This window comes from Streptococcaceae bacterium ESL0687, from assembly GCA_029392475.1.
GTDB lineage: Bacteria > Bacillota > Bacilli > Lactobacillales > Streptococcaceae > Floricoccus.
On record CP113940.1, the window covers coordinates 510,106 to 526,805 of the forward strand.

A 16,700-nucleotide genomic window follows, 5' to 3' on the forward strand; every position below is an offset into this window, starting at 1 on the left:
TAGGATGTTTTTTTATATGGCAAGAAATTAACTGCTTCCTCCCTTGTCTCCGTTAGCACCTTCTTCGGTACCTGGGTTCCACCAAGAGACATGGGCATTTGTACTTTTGACTTTTAAATTAAATTCATTGACAAATTTTTGAGGGGCTTCCTCCCAGGTGTAAGTATTTTTTAGTAGGGCATGGGTTATGATTCGGTAGTCAGTTGATGGAAAGAGGCAGCTGACTATTGTTAATTCAGGATTTTCACTTGGATTCAAAACAGATGTAGTATCTTTTGTTACTAGAGTTTGACCCGTGATTTGGTACTCATAGATGCCGCTAGCATTTGCAAGGAGTACAGTTTGACCGTTCAGCCAGTTAGATCCAGATAATTTTCCGTTGCTGATATAGGGTGAATCATTATTTATTTCCTTCTGGAGGCTACTGAATCCAGTTTTACCATCATTGAAGTTATGGGCCGCTAGCCCGTAGTTTCCTTGTCCCATTCTAGGTATGGTTGTCCCTAGGGGATCACCCTGAGACTTATTGGCATAGGCAGCTCCAGCATTTAGTCCCGTGTCACTATAGGCATCATTATAGATGGGAAGGAGGATACTTCGGCTGGGAATGGATACGAAACCTTGTTTATCTAGTCCTCGGACAGCTTGACGCATTACCATCTTTTCTATATCCTGGCGTGAAGTGTTATCCAAATCAGCCCTTTTATTTTCATCCTTTTGTTTATAGTAGTTTATAAAATTTAAAACTTTATTTTGGATAGCAAATGTGTTTTTTTGATATAAGGTTTGGACACCTAAAACAAGAGATGCGAATATAAGTCCTAGTAAAATTGAAGTCAGTCCTATTTTTTTATAGCTTGAAGGGCGTCTTCTTATTTTTAAAAATAGAAAATAAAAGAGGAAGGAAAGGAGGAAAGAAACTAGGAAAACAAATCCCATTTGTAAAAGTGAATATTGCTTATTATATGATGCAGAAATAATTTCTAAATTTGATAATTGTGTCATGATTTAAATCCTTATCAGTGGGGATAGGCTCTTTAATTATTTGTTGGCGCTATTATACCACAAAAAAATTTTAGAGAAGATTTTCAGTTAATTTATAAATTGGGCAGAGAAAATAGGATGATTATCTAAATCATCCTATTTTTATGAGTTAATCAACTCTTATGAATTTTTTATAAGCAAAAATCATGCTTGTTGTGGTAAGCAGTAGCAGGATTCCAATTAGTTTAAAGTTATTTTCTTTTTGAATACCTGTGTTTGGTAATTCAGCTTTTACTGGAGTTTTTTTCTTCTCTGGTTGATTTGTTTGATTGCTGTTAGTTGCTTCTTTTGTTAGTGGGTTTACCTGAGTAGTGCCGTCATCATTATTTTTTGTTGCTGTTGAATTTGTTTTCTTAGGTGTATGACTATTGGTAATATCAAAACCATTTATAGTAGTTGTGTAGCCATCAACGGAATCCTCTGTGACCGTATAATTTATTTTTTGGCCGTCCTTATATTCTGGTAAGTTGGTAAACTCATACTCCCAATCCGTATCTGCAGAAACAGGCGTAGATTGCACTGTTTGGCCATTAGCTAAAAGATGGACTGTAATTTTATCTGGTCTGAGACCATCCTTGTTATTATCGTCATCCCAGGTCTTTCTTCCTGTGATCTTAATTTTTGATATTTTATTATTAATTATATTTTTAGTTACTTCGTTATCGCTCCCAAAATCTTGAGGGGTAACTGTAGTAGGGTTGGAATTAAGTTCATAATCATCCGGAGCCTTTGTTTCTGTAATGACATAATTATCTCTTAATAATCCGGATATAGATGCATTACCATTTTCATCACTTGTTACGGTAGCAACTGTGGCACCTGACGAACTTCTAACAATAGAGAATTCAGCTCCCTTTAGTGGATTTCCACTATCATCAGTTTTATGGATATTGATGGTATAGTTATAACCATAAGCTTCACCGCTAGCAGTCTGCCAAACAACTGTACTTGTTCCCTGCTTGATTAATTCCGAGTCAGCTCCATTAAGTTTAGCGTAGTTTGTAAAAATTTCATTGTTGAGTGGGGTATGATTTAATCTAACCCTATAGTATATTTCATATCCTTGTGTGATATTGCCTAGATTAATTGAAAATCCAGAGCTATCAGGATAATAATTAATGGCGGTTTGGCTGGTTACATCAACCGGATCAGCTAATTGAAAGCCCCCGTTTCCACCAATGAAAAAGTTACCCTTGCGGATTTTAAATGAATCTTTTTCATAGCTCATTCCAGCTGTCTGTAATTCATCTGTTACAAGTGCTTGATTAATTTTTCCACCAACAGCATTAACCCTGATTATGTAGCTAATCTCATTGGTGTCATCATCTGAAACCCAATGATATTTGAGGAAATTTTCCTTGGGATCATCGCCACTTGAGGCCCCGTAGGTAACAACTCCTAAAGGAAAACTGCTGTTTTCTATGTCTAGGTTTAGTTGGTAGGGTTTATATTCGGTTACTACATTATTATCAATCTTTACGGCTAGTTGGATTTTTCCGCTAACGTCATAATGGGTCGCTGCAAAGCTAGTATAGGTTAATGTTAACTTTTTGCTTGCAGGATCAGCAACTCCCTTTGCCACAACATCACCATTTGCATTTTTTATGTCAAAATTCAGTAGTTGTGAAAAGGTTAATTCATCAGGTAGGGTGATAACAGAGGTATCTCCTTCATTGACTTGGCCATTTGGAAGTTTAAAATCCAAACCTAAATAAAAAATAGAGTACTGAGTCACTTGATCAATAGATTGACCGCTTATACTAGATAACTTTGCATTAGTGACAATATTATTAATTTGTTTGGTCGATGGCGCATCAGCTTGGGCGAATGTGGACAAGGGAGTAAGTAAGAAAACTCCCAAAAGGATAAAAAATTTTAATAAGTAATTAATTTTATTCATAAACATCTCCTCTTTATGGACTCTTTTTACAATAAAAGTTATTTGTTGTAAAAACAACATGTATTTATTCTAACACTTTTTATTTAAAAATAAAGGATAGCTTCCACATTGAATATTCAGTAGGTCTTTGATAAGATTTAGGAAATACACGGTAGTTAGGAAGGATTTATGGTAAAAATAGTTATTAAAATTATCCCTCCAGAAGAAGAGGAAGAAATAATATGTCATATCCATAATATTAGTGATTATAGAAAAGAAATTTTGGATAAATTAAAAGTTGCTGAGATTACATATTTTATAGGAAAAAGTGAGGGAAAATTTTATAAAATAACCACTGATGATATATATTACTTTGAGTCAGTTGACAAGAAGACATTCATATATACTAAAAATGAGGAATTTGAAATAGAGGATAGACTTTATATTCTTGAAAGTAAATTGAAAAAATTAAAGTTTACTAGGATATCTAAATCGATGATTGTAAATATCGAAAAAATTACAATGATTCGCCCCAGCTTCAGTGGCCGTTTTGAGGCCAAGCTTGAAAACGGAGAAGGAATAAAAATATCTAGAAAGTATGTCCCAGATTTAAAAAAAGCATATGGTTTAGGAGATAAAGAAAGATGATAAGAAAATTTATAAAGATTTTTAGTAATTTTTCAGTAGCAACCACGATAATACTTCTCGCTAGTATTTTTACAGGGACGAGCTTGGACAACAGTTTAGTTGGTCAAATAATGATCACAAGTCTTGTTAGTACGATTTTCTGTATGACTTTTTTAAATTTTTTTGATTTTGCCTTTAAAAGTATTTTAGCAGTTTTGGGCGTTCTTCTAATTGTTGGGTGTGCAAGTCTCCTTTTTGACTGGAAAACTTCATTCATCATGCTTGTTACCTCTTTTGTAATGACCGCAGTCATTATCGCAGCCAATTATAGGATGGATAAAACAACAGCTGAGGAACTAAATAGGCAGATAAAGACCAGAAAGAGTCACAAGAAGGAAATTTAAAAAACCTCCAAGTGTATCTTGGAGGTCTTTTTTTGCATCTTGGTTGATTTGAATATTTTTTGGATAATTTTTTTGTTAGGATAAATAAAGATTGGAGGAGATTTCATGGCTGAGGATAAAAATATTTTAGAAGTAAGAAATTTATCAAAGACTTACAAGGATAGGCAGATGGTTAAAGATATTGATTTAACCATAAAAAAAGGAAGCTTTACAGCACTTTTAGGAACTAATGGAGCTGGGAAGTCAACGACCATTTCCATGTTGACCCTGATGAAAAAGCCAAGCCTTGGATCTATATCCTATGACGGACTTTCTGCTGATAAGCATGGTGAGGAGATTAGAACAAAAATTGGTTTGGTAGCTCAAGGAAGTTATCTGGATGATGTTTTGACAGTTGAGGATAATCTACATCTTTGGGCCGGTCTATATAAAAAGATTGGGGAAGATCGAATTAAAGAAGTGGTAGCCCTAACTCAGCTTGAGGATATTTTAAACCATAAGGTTAAGGAGCTTTCAGGGGGGCAAAGAAGAAGGGCTGATATTGCCCTAGCTATTCTTCACCAGCCTGAAATTCTTTATCTGGATGAGCCAACGACAGGCTTAGATATTCAGACAAGGACAGCTATTTGGGAGCTTCTCCAGGAGATGCGAGTTAAGGAAGGATTAACCATTTTTTTAACTAGCCATTATCTGGATGAAGCTAGTTCTGCTGACAATGTTTACATTATTGATAGCGGGCAAATTATTGCCCATGGTTCGGCCGCTGATTTGATAAAACGGTACTCGAAGAAGAGATTGACCATTTTGGCGGGTGACTTTGATTCAATTAAAAAAGAACTGGACCTTAGCCAGTCAATTTTTCCGATTTCACTTGATTTTGACGACTCTGCTGCTGCCATAGCTACTCTTGAACGGTTGAAAGCCTACATCAAAGATTTTGACTATCGGAGTGGAAACATGGATGATGTCTTTTTGACACTTACTGGAAGGGAGATGCATTAATGAAATCAATTATAGTCAGAAATTTGAAACTGTATTTTAAGGAACCAATGACGATTTTTTTCTCACTTCTAAGTTCCTTAATAGCTTTAATTCTTTACTTTGCTTTTCTAAGAGAAACCTATTTGGATAATTTGAAAAATATTCCTGGACGAGAAGGTTTTGCTGATGTTTGGATTTTAGCGGGTCTTCTTGCTGTTACAGGGATTACTGTTTGCTACCAGTCTATGTCACAACTTGTAATTGATAGATCGTCTGGCAAGCTTCAATATTTTAGATTGACTGATACTAAAATTTCAGCTATCTACTCGGGTTATTTCCTATCCAGCTTTATTATAGGGACAGCCATGCAGTTTTTAGTTTATTTTATCTCGATTGGGATTTTCTATTTAACAGATGGAGTTGAACCAAGGCTTCAAAGTTTACTTCCTTTATCTGGAGCCGTATTATTAAATAGCCTCTTGTCAGCAGCTTTAAGTCTTGTGATTACTGGGTTTATAAAAAATCGAAATAGTTTAAATGCCCTGGGAACAATTATTGGGACTTTATCAGGATTTTTGACAGGTATCTATATTCCTATTGGTAGTCTACCTGAATTAGGACAAAGTGTTATCAGGAGTTTTCCGGGAGCTTATAGTGCAGCTCTTTTTAGGGAAATACTTTTAAAGGAACAATTAAGAGATAGTTTTAATTCTTTGCCGTCTGTTGTTCAAAACAAGTATCTTGAATTATTTGGCATTGGTCTAAAAATTAATGGACATCTTACATCTCCACTTGAAAATATTTTAATCATTCTTGCTAGTTCAGTAGTTTTTACTATAATTTCGGTCTTTGTTATTAGAAAGACTATAAAGAAAGGCTTATAGAAGAAAGTAGTTAGTCCAGATTGATAATTTTCCATGGAAACGTATTCTGAGTTTTTCTTCTATTATTTAACTATTACTTGTGGTATACTTGTAAAGTTACCTGATTGAGGTAATTATAACTCGATGGAGTATTTGGATTTAGCGTTTTGGGCTTGCTTGCTTAAAATGCAACAAGTTTTTTGTAAGAGTAGAATCTACTCAGGAACGATTTTAAAAGAAACGATAATGATACCCAATCTTTCGCAGGTTGGATGTCTGATTATATGCAGGATATGAAGAACTTCAACTCCTAGCACTTTATGAAAAACTATTATAAAAAACTATAAATAACCGAAAACTCCACATATTTGAATGGAGATTTAATGAAATTTAATGAATTAGGATTGTCAGAAGACATTCTATCAGCTATCGAAAAAGCCGGTTTTGAAACACCATCACCAATCCAAGAAGGAACTATCCCTCTAGCAATCGCAGGACGCGATGTTATCGGACAAGCTCAAACAGGGACTGGGAAAACAGCAGCTTTTGGTCTTCCAACTCTTGACAGAATTGACGTCAACGGTGGAATCCAAGCGCTAGTTATTGCCCCAACTCGTGAGCTTGCTGTTCAATCACAGGAAGAACTTTTCCGTTTTGGTCGTGAAAAAGGTGTTAAGGTTCGTTCAGTTTACGGTGGATCAAGCATCGAAAAACAAATCAAGGGACTTAAGTCTGGAACTCACATCGTTGTGGGAACTCCAGGACGTCTTCTTGACCTTATCCGCCGTCGTGCCCTTAAACTTGACCAGGTTAAAGTACTGGTTCTTGATGAGGCAGATGAAATGCTAAACATGGGATTCCTTGAAGATATCGAAGACATCATCAAGGCTGTTCCAAACGAACGTCAAACCCTTCTTTTCTCAGCTACAATGCCTGATGCCATCAAACGTATCGGTGTTAAATTCATGAGCAACCCTGAACACATCAAGGTAGCTGCTAAGGAAATGACTGCTGACAACATCGAGCAGTTCTACATCCGCACAAAAGAATTCGAAAAATTCGATGTCCTTACTCGCCTTCTTGACGTTGAACGTCCTGAGCTTGCAATCATCTTCGGACGTACTAAACGCCGTGTTGACGAGCTAACTCGTGGACTTAAACTTCTAGGATACCGCGCTGAAGGAATCCACGGAGACCTTGCCCAACAAAAACGTATGAGCGTTCTTCGTGACTTCAAAAATGACAATCTTGATATCCTGGTTGCAACTGACGTTGCTGCCCGTGGACTTGATATCTCAGGTGTAACTCACGTTTACAACTACGATATCACTCAAGATCAAGAGTCATACGTTCACCGTATCGGACGTACTGGTCGTGCTGGTAAATCAGGTCAATCAATTACTTTCGTTACAAATAACGAAATGGGTTACCTGAAAGCCATCGAAAAACTTACTAAAAAAGAAATGACTGGTATGCGTCCGCCAACAAAAGAAGAAGCATACAAGGCCAGCCTTTCAGTAGCATTTGATGAAATCAAACGCGACCTTGCTGACGAAAAAGTTGTTTCAGGACTTGGTAAGTTTGATCAAGATGCTGAAAAACTTCTTGCAGAATACTCTGCAGAAGAACTTGTAGCCCTACTTCTTAAGGCTAAGGTTAAAGATCCTGACAACCAACCTAAGGTTGAGATTGCTGCTGAAAAACCACTTCCATTTAACAATGGTTCTGGTAAAGGTGGTGGACGTGGTGGAAACCGCGGAAACAACCGTGGCGGTAACCGTCGTGGTGGTTACAAGGGACGTGGTGATCGTAATGACCGCGACCGTAACCGTAACGACCGCAATAGCGATAACAAGAAAAAAGGTTACTACCAAAACGACAAGAAAAAAGCTCATCCTAAAGGACAAGAGAAAAAAGCTGGTTTCGTAATGCGTAACCGTGGTGACAAATAAGAAAATAACTAGTGCCCTAGGGTGCTAGTTTTTTACATGTAGACCTTACAAAATTGTAAGTTTATCTAATCGTATACCTGTTATAATAATCTAAGGAACTAACTACTTAAAACCAGAGCTTTTGGCTAATCCCTGTAATTATGGTAAAATATTCACAGAAAATAAATTCTAGGAGATATTATCAATGAAGAAATTTGCAATTATTTTAGCTGCAGGTAAAGGGACTCGAATGAAGTCAGATTTACCTAAGGTTCTTCACGAGGTTACAGGAAAGACAATGCTTGACCATGTCCGTCAGGCTGTTTCAAGTATAAATCCAGACATGGAAGTTTTAGTTGTTGGTCATAGGTCAGAAGATGTTCTTGCTAGTCTGGATAATCAGCCAGAAAGTGTACGCCAGGACGAACAACTTGGAACAGGTCATGCGGTTCAGATGGCTGCTCCTTTGCTTGATCAAGAAGAAGGAGTGACCCTAGTAATTGCAGGAGATACTCCGCTAATTACTGGTCAAACCCTCGAGGATCTTTTCAACTATCACCAAGCAGAAGGAGCAACAGCTACCATTTTAACTGCTCTTGCTGATGACCCAACAGGCTATGGACGCATCATTCGTGATAATGGTCAGGTAGCTAAGATTGTTGAACAAAAAGACGCCAGTGCTGAAGAAAAATTAGTCCCTGAGATTAATACAGGAACTTACCTTTTTGATAATAAGGCCCTCTTTGATGCCCTTACTAAAATTAACAGTGACAATGCTCAAGGTGAGTATTATTTAACAGATGTTATTGAAATCTTTAAAAAGGCTGATCAAAAGGTTTCAGCCTATACCTTAGAAGATTTTGATGAAAGTTTAGGAGTAAATGACCGAGTTGCCCTTGCCCAGGCAGAAAAAATCATGCGTACAAGAATTAATAATAAGCATATGATTAACGGTGTTTCTCTTATTTCACCTGAAACAACCTACATTGATTCAGACGTTATCATCAAAGCCGATACAGTCATTGAAGCAAATGTTGTTCTTAAAGGAAGAACAGAAGTTGGTTCACATGTCCTAATTACTAATGGTAGCCGGGTTGAAGATTCAATTATCCGTAATCATGTTGAAATTCGTAACTCAACAGTTGAAGAAAGTGTCATGGAAGAAGGTTCAAATATTGGTCCTTATGGTCACTTACGTCCAGGTACCATCCTTCACGAAAATGTTCACATTGGAAACTTTGTTGAGGTTAAGGGTTCAACTCTAGGTGCTGGTACAAAAGCAGGTCATTTAACCTACATTGGTAATGCCACTGTGGGTGAAAATGTAAACTTTGGCGCAGGAACCATAACAGTTAATTACGACGGAAAAAACAAGTACCGCACAGAAATTGAAAATAATGCCTTCATTGGAAGTAACTCAACTCTTGTTGCACCAATCTATATTGGAAGTAATAGTCTAACAGCTGCAGGTTCAACAATAACCTCAGATGTTCCTCAAGACACAGTAGCAATCGGTCGTGCCCGTCAAGTTGACAAGCACGGAGCAGCTAAAAAATTACCTCATTATAAAAATTTAAAGGACTAGGTGTAGGTATGGAGTTTAAAGATTTCGAAGAAAAGACCCTTAAAAGAACTGATATTTTTAAGGGGCACATTATTGATGTTAAGGTTGATGAGGTAGAATTACCCCAAGGCCTTGGAACTTCTCGCCGTGAACTTGTCTTTCACCCTGGGGGAGTTGCTCTTTTACCAATCACTAAAGATCAGAAGGTTATCCTTGTTCGTCAGTTTAGAAAGGCCCTTGAAGAGGTAATCTATGAGATTCCTGCAGGAAAACTTGAGGCTGGTGAAAAGAAAGATCTAAAGGGCGCTGCCCTTCGTGAACTTGAAGAGGAGACAGGTTTTACCTGCCAAGACATCAAATTAATTTCAGCCTTTTATACTGCTCCGGGATTTTGCAATGAAAAATTGTATCTTTATCTAGCAGATGATTTGATCAAGGTTGAAAACCCTCGCCCTCAAGATGAGGATGAGGTCTTAGAATTAGAATATTTCAGTTTGGAAGAATGTAAGGAGCTGATAGCTAATGGGCAAATAGCTGATGCTAAGACAATTATTGCCATCCAATACTGGGAGTTAAATAAAAATTAATAACAGGGAGGTTAGTCTTGCCTAAGCCCATTTTAACGGATGAGATTATACGAGAATACAAAGATAAGGAAAAACGCCTAGACCATCAGATTAAAGAAGAGATGAAGGATGATACTAAGCTTATTAGAAAATACGATAAGCTTGAGCGTGACCTGCAAAAAAAACAGGTTCATAAGAGTCGCAGAATTGAAAATGCAAAAAGAAGTGAAAGAAATAAAAATATTAATAAATGGATTCTCATTTTAATTATTTTAATTTCTCTCCTGGCCTTTGCTGTTTTTAAGTTATAAGGAGTAAGAATGAAAATTGGAATAATTGCTGCCATGGACGAGGAGCTTCGCCTTCTGACAGAAAATTTGGAATCAAGCCAAAAGGCTATGGTTCACGGAAATGTTTACTATGAAGGTGTTCTTGGCCGCCATGAGGTGGTCCTTGTAAAATCAGGGATTGGAAAAGTCATGAGTGCCCTTGCTGTTGGAATCTTAGTAGATAGATTCAAGGTTGATGCAATTATCAATACAGGTTCAGCCGGAGGAATTGGCGGTGACCTCAAGGTCGGAGATTTGGTCATTGGAGATCGTCTTGCCTATAATGATGTCGATGTTACAGCCTTTGGTTATGCTTACGGGCAAATGGCTGGTCAAGAGCTTTATTATGAATCAAGCAAGTACTTTGTATCCCAGTTGAAAAATGTAACTGAAGATAAGGCTAAAGTTGGTCTTATTACAAGTGGCGACAGCTTTATTTCAAGTCAGGAAAAGATTAATCAAATTAAGGATCATTTTCCACAAGTTTTAGCAGTTGAAATGGAAGGGGCAAGTATTGCTCAAGCAGCCCATAATTTAAATAAACCCTTTGTTATCTTAAGGGCCATAAGTGATACTGGAAATGAAGAAGCCAGCATAAGTTTTGATGAATTTATCATCGAAGCTGGTAAAAAATCGGCCCAAGTTATCCTAGATTTATTAAAAAAGATGAAGTAGAGCCAAGGTTCTACTTTTTTTATTTTAAAAAGGTTATAATAGTAAATGTGAAATTTTAGACATTCATAAAGAATTTTATGGTAAAGAGAAAAGGAAAGAATTATGTACACATCAAAAAATGATGACGGATTAGCTCTTCATACAGACCTCTATCAAATCAATATGATGGAGACCTATTTTGAAATGGGGATTTCTGAAAAGAGAGCCGTTTTTGAGGTTTATTTTAGAAAATTACCCTTTGAAAATGGTTATGCCGTTTTTGCAGGGCTTGAAAGAATCGTAGATTATTTGAATAATCTTAAATTTACTAAAAAAGATTTGGCCTATCTTGAAGATTTGGGCTATTCAAGAAAATTCTTGAACTACTTGAGATGTATGAAATTTACCTGTACGGTAAATAGCGCTCGGGAGGGGGATTTAGTTTTTCCAAATGAGCCTATTTTTCAGGTTGAAGGTCCCATTGCCCAGTGCCAATTGATTGAGACAGCTATCTTAAATATCATTAACTTCCAAACTTTAGTTGCAACAAAGGCTGCAAGAATTAGATCAGTTATTGGTGATGACCTTCTTCTTGAATTTGGAACAAGAAGGGCCCAGGAGATGGATGCAGCCCTTTGGGGAGCACGGGCTGCGGTTATTGGTGGAGCTGATGCGACCAGCAATGTCCGTGCTGGAAAATTATTTGGCATTAAAACAAGTGGCACCCATGCCCATTCCCTGGTACAAGCCTACGGCAGTGACTATGAGGCTTTTAAGGCCTATGCCAAAACCCACAAGGATTGCGTTTTTTTAGTTGATACTTTTGATACTTTATCAATTGGGGTACCTGCAGCTATTAGGGTGGCTCGTGAACTGGGAGATGAGATTAATTTTCTAGGTGTGAGGATAGACTCAGGAGACATGGCCTATCTTTCCAAAGAAGTTCGCAAGCAGCTTGATGCAGCAGGTTTTGAGCAGGCAAAAATCTATGCTTCAAATGATTTGGATGAAAATACCATCTTAAATTTAAAGATGCAGAATGCAAAAATTGATGTTTGGGGAGTTGGAACCAAGCTAATAACAGCCTATGACCAACCGGCCCTTGGAGCAGTTTATAAGCTTGTGGCCTTTGAAGGAGAGGACGGAATTTTAGAAGACCGGATAAAACTTTCCAACAATGCAGAGAAGGTATCAACTCCTGGTAAGAAGCAGGTTTGGCGAATTACTAGCAATAAAAGGGGTAAATCAGAGGGTGACTATATAAGTGGTACATCTGAAAAAGTGGCAGAACTGGATGAGATTTATATGTTTCACCCGACTTATACATATATAAATAAAACCCTAGTTGACTTCAAGGCAGTTCCTCTTTTAGTAGAAATCTTTAGGGATGGTCGCTTGGTTTATGAGCTACCTGATTTAAAGGAAATCAAGGCCTATGCTGAAGAAGAACTTGGGAAATTATGGGATGAATATAAGAGGCTTTTAAATCCAGCAGATTATCCAGTTGATTTGTCACAAGAAATTTGGGACAGGAAGATGAATTTGATTGAAGAGGTTAGAGGTCAAGTTCAAAGAAATATAAAGGAGAAAGAATAAGATGACTTTACAGGAAGAAATTATTGAAGAGTTAAAGGTTAAACCAGTTATTGACCCGGCAGAAGAAGTTAGGAAATCAATTGACTTTTTAAAATCTTATTTAAGGGAACAACCTTTTTTAAAGACCTTAGTTCTCGGAATTTCAGGGGGGCAGGATTCGACCCTTTGTGGACGTCTAGCCCAGCTATCCATTGATGAACTTAGGCAGGAAACGGGTGATTCAAGCTATCAGTTTATTGCCATAAGACTTCCTTACGGCATTCAGGCTGATGAGGCTGACGCCCAAAAATCGCTTAATTTTATCCAACCAGATATTCTTTATACCATTAATATCAAAGATGCAGTTGATGGTCAGGTAAAGGCTTTGGCTGATGCTGGAATTGAGGTTTCTGATTTTGTTAAAGGAAATATAAAGGCCCGCCAAAGGATGATTAGTCAATATGCGGTTGCTGGTCAGAAGTCAGGTGCTGTTATTGGAACAGACCATGCTGCTGAAAATATTACAGGATTTTTCACCAAATACGGGGATGGAGGAGCTGATATTTTACCAATTTTCCGCCTTAATAAAAGACAGGGTAAGGCTCTTTTGAAGTATCTCCAGGCAGATTCTAGTCTTTATGAAAAAGTTCCAACAGCTGACCTTGAAGATAACAAGCCTGGTCTAGCTGACGAGGTGGCTCTAGGTGTTAGTTATGATCAAATCGACGACTATACTGAAGGGAAGAAGGTATCTCCTGAGGCTCAAAAAATTATTGAAAATTGGTGGAAAAAAGGACAACACAAGCGCCATCTACCAGTGACAATTTTTGACGATTTCTGGAAGAATTAGATGAAAAAAAGAGTTGGAATTTTAGGGGGAAATTTTAATCCGGTCCACAATGCCCATCTATTTATGGCCGACCAGGTTAAAAATTCTCTTGGTCTAGCAGAGGTATATCTGATGCCTGAAGCTATTCCGCCTCATGTTGATAAAAAGGAAACCATTGAAGTAGGTCACAGGGTTAAGATGCTGGAACTAGCCCTTGAAAATTATCCCCAGCTGAAGCTTGAACTTGTAGAAATTGAGCGGGGCGGTGTTTCTTATAGTTATGAGACCATGAAAAATTTACTGAAAATCAATCCTGACGTTGACTATTTCTTTATTATTGGTGAAGATATGGTCGATTATTTACCAAAATGGCATAAGATTGATGAACTTATTGAACTGGTTACTTTTGTTGCCGTAAGAAGAAGTTCCCCTAAAAATAATCAAATACCTTCCAAGGAAAATCCTTATCCAGTAGTTTGGGTTGACTTGCCTTATCTTGATATATCTTCTTCTTATATTAGGGAGAAGATAGGCCAGGGAATCAGACCTAATTTCATAATTCCTGAAAATGTTCTGAAATATATTGAGAAAAACGAACTTTACAAGAAAAAAGTTCATAAAAAATGAATTAAGTCTGTATTTTTTTATATAAAAGAGTATAATTGTAGCCATTAGGTGCTATAGAGGACCTACATTATAGAAGGAGAGTATATGACTGAATTAACAACAAATTTTACTGAAAAATTATATGAAAATTATCAATCAAATGTAAAGTACCAGGCCATGGAAAATGCCCTTACTAGTAACGGACTGCTTAAATCTTTAGAAACTCGTAAGGCTCAGGTAGAAAATCTACCAGTCTTTTCACTTGATCTTACATCAGACCCAATAACCAACCAAAAACAAAGTGGTCGTTGTTGGATGTTTGCGGCTTTAAATACTTTCCGTCATAAAATCTTAACTGATTATAAACTTGACAATTTTGAGCTTTCGCAAGCACATACCTTCTTTTGGGATAAGTATGAAAAATCTAACTGGTTCTTTGACAATATTCTTGCGACTGCATCAGAAGATTTAGAAGATCGTAATGTTCGTTTCCTACTTGATACTCCTCAACAAGACGGAGGACAATGGGATATGGTTGTTGCTATCTTCCAAAAATATGGTGTTGTTCCCAAAGCCATCTATCCAGAGTCAATCTCTTCAAGTGCTTCTCGTGAGCTTAACCAATATCTAAATAAGCTTCTACGTCAAGATGCTGAAATCTTGCGTCAAGTAGCGCGTGAAGGTGGAGATACTATTGCTAAAAAAGAAGAACTTTTAGAAGAAGTCTTTACTCTTTTGGCTACAAGTTTAGGTTTACCTCCAAAAACTTTTGATTTTGAATATAGGGATAAAAATAACGAATTCCATAAATTAGAGGGTGTGAGTCCTAAGGAATTTTACGATAAATTTGTAGGTCTTAATCTTGATGATTATGTAAGTATTATTAATGCACCAACTGAAGACAAACCTTATAACAGAAGTTACACAGTTGAGTTTCTTGGAAATGTTGTAGGTTCTCGTGATGTTCGCCATTTAAATGTTGAAATGAATCGTTTCAAAGAACTAGCAATCAGCCAAATGCAACAGGGAGAAACAGTCTGGTTTGGTTGTGATGTAGGCCAATTTTCAGACCGTAAGGCAGGAATTATGGCTCTAGATACCTATGATTTCAAAGGAGCCCTTGATCTTGATTTTACTCAAACAAAAGCAGGACGTTTGAACTACTCTGAATCACTAATGACTCATGCCATGGTTATTACAGGTGTGGACTTGGATGAAAATGGTAATTCCCTTAAATGGAAGATTGAAAATTCTTGGGGTGACAAGGTTGGTGACAAGGGATACTTCGTTGCAAGTGATGCTTGGATGGATGAGTATACCTACCAAATCGTTGTTCGAAAAGATCTTCTAACTGAAGAAGAATTAAAAGCCTATGAGGCAGAGCCTCTTGTCCTAAAAGCATGGGATCCTATGGGAGCTTTAGCATAAGAAAAAAAGAAGGCCTAGCCTTCTTTTTATTTTGCTTTCATAAGTCCATTTGGCAAAAATTTGTTATCATATGATTATGAATGAAAATACAAAGAAACTTTTAAGCTTTTCCCTCCCTGCCATTCTTGAAAATATCCTACAAACCAGCCTTGGCTTTGTAGATTCAATTTTGATTTCAAAAATATCTTTAGTAGCAGTTGGAGCGGTTAGTATTTCAAATGGTCTCATAGCCATTTATCAGGCTATTTTTATTGCCCTAACGGTTGCCATTTCAACTACCCTATCAGCTAATTTAGGGGCCAGTGAAAATCGTGCTGACAAAAAAATATCCCAAGCAGTTGCTGCAAGTCTCAAATTATCCATTTTATTTGGAATTTTTATGGGTCTTGTGTCCCTTATTTTTGCCGGGAATTTTCTTTCTTTTTTGGGAGCAAGGGGCGAAATTCTTGATAATGGTCTGGTCTTTTTTAGAATTACTGGTGGCAGCAGTATAGCCATGGTTTTATTAACGGTCCTAGCCGGAATGATTAGATCAACTGGGGACAGCAAGAGCCCCCTTTATGTCAATCTAATTGTTAACCTCTTAAATTTAATTTTTAATTACCTCCTTATTTTTGGTTTCATGGGTATACCAGCCCTTGGTATAGTAGGTTCAGCTCTAGGCACCAGCCTTGCTCGTTTTATAGGAGTTGCCCTTTTATTTTTAAAAATCCAAAAAACTGCAGTTAGGATTGACTTTAAAGCCCTCTTTTCAAAACTTCCTCTAGGGCCCATCTTTTTAAAATCCCTACCAATTATGGGGGAGAGATTGACCATGCGGATGGGGGATTTAGTCATCTTTGCAATAGTAATAGCCTATGGTAATCAGGTTTTTGTTGGGAACTCCATCGGAGAAACCATTACCAGCTACAACTATCTTCCAGCCTTTGGGATGGCGACAGGAATTTCAATCCTAGTGGCCCATGAATACGGAGAAAAAAACAGGACACAGATTAAAGCTCTGACTAGATCAGGAGTAGTAGTCACAAGTCTAATTTCGACTCTCCTAGGAGCTATGATTTATTTTTCTGGTTCCTACTTAAACAGTCTTTTTACAAGTGATCCGCAAGTCATCAAGGCTTCGATGATTGTTCTTTTTATTTCTTTTATCTCTGAACCTGTCGTAAGTGCGGTTTTGATTTATACGGCAAGTCTTCAAGCTATGGGAGACGTAAAAACTCCCTTTTATGCAACAAGTATTGGCATGTGGTTTATAAGAATCGGTTTGGCTTATGTTTTAGGCAGCCTTTTAGGACTTGAACTCCTAGGAGTTTGGCTAGCTACTTTAATCGATAATATCTTTAGATATGGCCTTTTAAAAAGAACTTATATCAATAAAATCAATAAAATAACTAGCCTACAAGAACTTTAAAAAATGATT

At 37.1% G+C, this 16,700-nt stretch carries 16 protein-coding genes; 14 read left to right on the forward strand and 2 right to left on the reverse strand.

The window, feature by feature from the left end; all coding sequences use genetic code 11:
* Nucleotides 1–27: 27 nt before the first annotated feature.
* Entirely contained in the window at nt 28–1,005 is a 978-nt protein-coding gene (locus tag OZX60_02660) for a class A sortase (protein ID WEV45647.1), read from the reverse strand.
* A gap of 148 nt (nt 1,006–1,153) precedes the next feature.
* Nucleotides 1,154–2,944, reverse strand: coding sequence for a Cna B-type domain-containing protein (locus OZX60_02665; protein ID WEV45648.1), 1,791 nt, complete (start codon nt 2,942–2,944; stop codon nt 1,154–1,156).
* 168 nt (nt 2,945–3,112) lie between these two features.
* Here OZX60_02665 and OZX60_02670 point away from each other — a divergent pair, with 168 nt between their 5' ends.
* The 14 genes from OZX60_02670 to OZX60_02735 all read left to right on the forward strand — a co-directional run bounded on the left by OZX60_02670 (nt 3,113) and on the right by OZX60_02735 (nt 16,691).
* On the forward strand, nt 3,113–3,571 hold the full coding sequence (locus OZX60_02670; protein ID WEV45649.1) for a LytTR family DNA-binding domain-containing protein: 459 nt from the start codon (nt 3,113–3,115) through the stop codon (nt 3,569–3,571).
* Entirely contained in the window at nt 3,568–3,954 is a 387-nt protein-coding gene (locus OZX60_02675; protein ID WEV45650.1) for a hypothetical protein, read from the forward strand. The genes OZX60_02670 and OZX60_02675 overlap by 4 nt, the downstream gene beginning before the upstream one ends.
* 105 nt (nt 3,955–4,059) lie before the next feature.
* Nucleotides 4,060–4,956 (forward strand): ABC transporter ATP-binding protein, encoded by an 897-nt coding sequence (locus OZX60_02680; GenBank protein ID WEV45651.1) that lies wholly within the window; start codon nt 4,060–4,062, stop codon nt 4,954–4,956.
* The gene (locus OZX60_02685) at nt 4,956–5,819 is read left to right on the forward strand and encodes an ABC transporter permease (protein WEV45652.1); all 864 of its coding nucleotides are present in this window, start codon (nt 4,956–4,958) and stop codon (nt 5,817–5,819) included. The genes OZX60_02680 and OZX60_02685 overlap by 1 nt, the downstream gene beginning before the upstream one ends.
* Nucleotides 5,820–6,181: 362 nt before the next feature.
* Nucleotides 6,182–7,750: a DEAD/DEAH box helicase gene (locus OZX60_02690; GenBank protein ID WEV45653.1), complete on the forward strand. Its 1,569-nt coding sequence runs from the start codon at nt 6,182–6,184 to the stop codon at nt 7,748–7,750.
* A 184-nt stretch (nt 7,751–7,934) separates the two neighbouring features.
* On the forward strand, nt 7,935–9,314 hold the full coding sequence (gene glmU, locus OZX60_02695; protein ID WEV45654.1) for a bifunctional UDP-N-acetylglucosamine diphosphorylase/glucosamine-1-phosphate N-acetyltransferase GlmU: 1,380 nt from the start codon (nt 7,935–7,937) through the stop codon (nt 9,312–9,314).
* Between the two features lie 8 nt (nt 9,315–9,322).
* Nucleotides 9,323–9,880: an NUDIX hydrolase gene (locus OZX60_02700; GenBank protein ID WEV45655.1), complete on the forward strand. Its 558-nt coding sequence runs from the start codon at nt 9,323–9,325 to the stop codon at nt 9,878–9,880.
* Nucleotides 9,881–9,897: 17 nt separating this feature from the next.
* On the forward strand, nt 9,898–10,170 hold the full coding sequence (macP, locus tag OZX60_02705; GenBank protein ID WEV45656.1) for a cell wall synthase accessory phosphoprotein MacP: 273 nt from the start codon (nt 9,898–9,900) through the stop codon (nt 10,168–10,170).
* A 9-nt stretch (nt 10,171–10,179) separates the two neighbouring features.
* Nucleotides 10,180–10,863, forward strand: coding sequence for a 5'-methylthioadenosine/adenosylhomocysteine nucleosidase (locus OZX60_02710; protein WEV45657.1), 684 nt, complete (start codon nt 10,180–10,182; stop codon nt 10,861–10,863).
* A gap of 102 nt (nt 10,864–10,965) precedes the next feature.
* Entirely contained in the window at nt 10,966–12,438 is a 1,473-nt protein-coding gene (locus tag OZX60_02715) for a nicotinate phosphoribosyltransferase (GenBank protein WEV45658.1), read from the forward strand.
* Between the two features lies 1 nt (nt 12,439).
* Nucleotides 12,440–13,267: an ammonia-dependent NAD(+) synthetase gene (gene nadE / locus OZX60_02720; GenBank protein ID WEV45659.1), complete on the forward strand. Its 828-nt coding sequence runs from the start codon at nt 12,440–12,442 to the stop codon at nt 13,265–13,267.
* Nucleotides 13,268–13,873, forward strand: coding sequence for a nicotinate-nucleotide adenylyltransferase (locus OZX60_02725; protein ID WEV45660.1), 606 nt, complete (start codon nt 13,268–13,270; stop codon nt 13,871–13,873).
* 84 nt (nt 13,874–13,957) lie between these two features.
* Nucleotides 13,958–15,280: an aminopeptidase C gene (locus tag OZX60_02730; GenBank protein WEV45661.1), complete on the forward strand. Its 1,323-nt coding sequence runs from the start codon at nt 13,958–13,960 to the stop codon at nt 15,278–15,280.
* A 76-nt stretch (nt 15,281–15,356) separates the two neighbouring features.
* Nucleotides 15,357–16,691 (forward strand): MATE family efflux transporter, encoded by a 1,335-nt coding sequence (locus tag OZX60_02735; GenBank protein ID WEV45662.1) that lies wholly within the window; start codon nt 15,357–15,359, stop codon nt 16,689–16,691.
* Nucleotides 16,692–16,700: the final 9 nt, after the last annotated feature.

What these genes read in the sequence shown, in the direction of transcription:
- OZX60_02660 (WEV45647.1), bottom strand. Translation starts at nt 1,005, where the DNA reads ATGACACAATTATCAAATTTAGAAATTATTTCTGCATCATATAATAAG.
- OZX60_02665 (WEV45648.1), bottom strand. Translation starts at nt 2,944, where the DNA reads ATGAATAAAATTAATTACTTATTAAAATTTTTTATCCTTTTGGGAGTT.
- OZX60_02670 (WEV45649.1), top strand. Translation starts at nt 3,113, where the DNA reads ATGGTAAAAATAGTTATTAAAATTATCCCTCCAGAAGAAGAGGAAGAA.
- OZX60_02675 (WEV45650.1), top strand. Translation starts at nt 3,568, where the DNA reads ATGATAAGAAAATTTATAAAGATTTTTAGTAATTTTTCAGTAGCAACC.
- OZX60_02680 (WEV45651.1), top strand. Translation starts at nt 4,060, where the DNA reads ATGGCTGAGGATAAAAATATTTTAGAAGTAAGAAATTTATCAAAGACT.
- OZX60_02685 (WEV45652.1), top strand. Translation starts at nt 4,956, where the DNA reads ATGAAATCAATTATAGTCAGAAATTTGAAACTGTATTTTAAGGAACCA.
- OZX60_02690 (WEV45653.1), top strand. Translation starts at nt 6,182, where the DNA reads ATGAAATTTAATGAATTAGGATTGTCAGAAGACATTCTATCAGCTATC.
- glmU (WEV45654.1), top strand. Translation starts at nt 7,935, where the DNA reads ATGAAGAAATTTGCAATTATTTTAGCTGCAGGTAAAGGGACTCGAATG.
- OZX60_02700 (WEV45655.1), top strand. Translation starts at nt 9,323, where the DNA reads ATGGAGTTTAAAGATTTCGAAGAAAAGACCCTTAAAAGAACTGATATT.
- OZX60_02710 (WEV45657.1), top strand. Translation starts at nt 10,180, where the DNA reads ATGAAAATTGGAATAATTGCTGCCATGGACGAGGAGCTTCGCCTTCTG.
- OZX60_02715 (WEV45658.1), top strand. Translation starts at nt 10,966, where the DNA reads ATGTACACATCAAAAAATGATGACGGATTAGCTCTTCATACAGACCTC.
- nadE (WEV45659.1), top strand. Translation starts at nt 12,440, where the DNA reads ATGACTTTACAGGAAGAAATTATTGAAGAGTTAAAGGTTAAACCAGTT.
- OZX60_02725 (WEV45660.1), top strand. Translation starts at nt 13,268, where the DNA reads ATGAAAAAAAGAGTTGGAATTTTAGGGGGAAATTTTAATCCGGTCCAC.
- OZX60_02730 (WEV45661.1), top strand. Translation starts at nt 13,958, where the DNA reads ATGACTGAATTAACAACAAATTTTACTGAAAAATTATATGAAAATTAT.
- OZX60_02735 (WEV45662.1), top strand. Translation starts at nt 15,357, where the DNA reads ATGAATGAAAATACAAAGAAACTTTTAAGCTTTTCCCTCCCTGCCATT.